The sequence below is a fragment of the Flavobacterium sp. AED genome, from assembly GCF_000812945.1.
In the GTDB taxonomy this organism is placed as follows: Bacteria; Bacteroidota; Bacteroidia; order Flavobacteriales; family Flavobacteriaceae; genus Flavobacterium.
In genome coordinates this window covers 1-2,618 of sequence record NZ_JSYM01000011.1, presented here as the reverse complement: position 1 = coordinate 2,618, position 2,618 = coordinate 1, and the positions used below count along the sequence as shown (strand labels likewise).

Below are 2,618 nucleotides of genomic sequence, written 5' to 3'. Positions count from 1 at the left end.
ATTTCCACAAGCATCAGTTGCAGTCCAAGTTCTGGTTACAGAATAGGAACCAGCACATGCACCATTAGTGGTTGCATCTTCAGAAGTCAAAGTGAAAGTAGAACCACATTCGTCAGTAGCAGTTGCTTGAGTAAACTCAGGTGTTGCAGGACAAGAAATAGTTGAAACTTCGGGAAGAATAGCAATAACCGGAGCAGTAGTATCGACTACATTGATAGTTTGTGAACTATAAGATGAGTTACTACAAGCATCGGTAAATGTCCAAGTTCTAGTAATAATAAACGAATTAGGACAGTCACCTTGAACAGTTGTATCAATTCCTTGAACAGTGATTTCACCATTACAATTATCAGTAGCTGTAAGTGAAGTTATAGGAGGAACATCAGTTGCACAAGCCACTGTCAGATTTTCGGGAGCTACAGGAGCAATAGGAGCATTGGTATCTTTGACACTAAATGTAGCTGATGTTGAGGAACTATTTCCACAGGCATCTTTTGCGGTAAAGATTACAGTTACTGCAGCTGAACAATCGTTCAAAAGTGCATTAAAGTTGTTAGACCAAGTTACATCAGAACAATTATCAGTAGCAATTGCTCCTCCATTATTCGTTAACCAATCAGCAATGGAATTTTGATTTCCTTGACCATCACACTCAACAGTTATATTTGAAGCAGTAACAGTAATAGTTGGCGCAGTGGTATCTTGGATAGTAATTACTTGAGTAAATATTTCGGAAGAGTTTCCACAATCATCTTTTACGGTCCAAGTATTGGTATAAGTTCCAGCATTGACACATCCTTCAGAAGCTACAAATTGACCAATTACTTTAGTAATATTGGTTACATCAGCGTCACATAAATCAGTAGCTGTTGGAATTAATCCTTGAGCTGTAGCCAATGCTTCTGTATCACTACATTCAATGGTTTTGTTTAAAGCAGTTGCTTCGGTAGACCAAGTTGGAGCAGTGGTATCTTCGATAGTTATTACTTGCGTGAATACTTCGGAAGTATTTCCACAATCATCTTTTACGGTCCAAGTGTTAGTATAAGTTCCAGCATTTGCACATCCTTCAGAAGCCATAAATTGACCACTTATTTTTGTAATATTGGAAACATCTAAATCACAATTGTCTTTAGCTATAGGGAATACTAATTGAGCTGCAGCCAAAGCTTCGGTATTATTACATTCAATAGTTGTGTTTAAAGCTGAAGATTCAGTAGTCCAAGTTGGAGCAGTAGTATCAATTATTTTAATTACCTGATCAAATCCTACAGTGTTTTTACAAGCATCACTAACAGACCAATGTCTAACAATCACTTTATTATTTTTACATAAACCTGCAGGAGTTAAACAAACACTTTTGAATTCAATAGTACCAAGTTCAGTTCCATCTTTTCTTGCATAAATAAACCAATTTCCATTCATGTTTCCGGTAAGTTCTTCAAAGCTTGACACATATGAATTCAAGCCAATGATACTATTAGTAGAAGAAAGGGCTCCATATGGAGTGAAGTTTTGAATTACATCAGTTTGTATAGGATTGTTGTTATCCCATTTTGGATAAGAAGAGCTATTAGGATAAAAAACAGGTAAATATAATTCTGGATCACTTGGTGTTGAGGTATCACAATTTCCTCCAGAACAATATGGAGCAACTAAAACAATTCCTTGTCCACTTGGCGAAACTAAAGTAAATTCGACTCTACCTTTTCCCTGATTTGTTTCAAATGCCAAAGCAAGTTTTTCGATATTACTAGCCGTTATATCATCAAAACCTGAAACTGTGAATGGGAAATAATTGCCATTTCCAGTATTTATTGATGTAATATCTGAATTTCCAAAACAATCATGATCTACAAAAGTAGCTGTTGGATTTGAATCACAGTTATCTTGGATATTTGTTACAGAACCAGTTGAAGTTGTAGTGGTGTCTGCAAAACAATTTTCATTACTAATAAGTGTTATGCTAGCTGGTGGAGTAAAAGTAGGGGGAGTTGTATCCTGAACTTTTATTGTTTGGGTATATGACGTTTTATTTAAACAAGCATCGGTGGCAGTCCAAGTTCTTAAAATAGTAGAAGATCCTGTACAAGTTCCAGCAGTTTGTGTCTCTAAAAAGCTCACTGCTGCAATGCCACAATTATCAGTAGCAGTCAATATTTTAGCAACAGGAATTGCATTACATTCTACGGTTATGTTAGCTGGTAATGATTCATTAAAAGTTGGTGGTGTATTGTCTATCACCGTAATTGTTTGCACAAAGTTGACACTGGTATTTCCACAGCCATCGCTGAAGTTCCAAGTACGCACTCTCACATATGCATTGGCACAATTAGCATCAGCAGTGGTTACATCACTTACCAAATTTTTGGTTGGATTTACCGTACAATTATCCGTAGCTGAAGGTGATTCAGCAAGTGCGGAAGCTATTCCTGCAGTATTGTTACATTGTAAGGTATGGTTAAGAGAACCTGCAGTAGTAGTTATTACTGGAACCGTATTGTCAATAACCGTGATAGTTTGCACAAAGTTGGCACTGGTATTTCCACAGCCATCACTGAAGTTCCAAGTACGCACTCTCACATAGGCATTGGCACAATTCGCATCAGCAGTGGTTA

Annotated in this window: 1 pseudogene; it reads right to left on the bottom strand. The window is 37.0% G+C overall.

The window, feature by feature from the left end:
• Positions 1 to 2,618, bottom strand: a pseudogene (locus OA85_RS17545) (hypothetical protein); the annotation flags it as partial.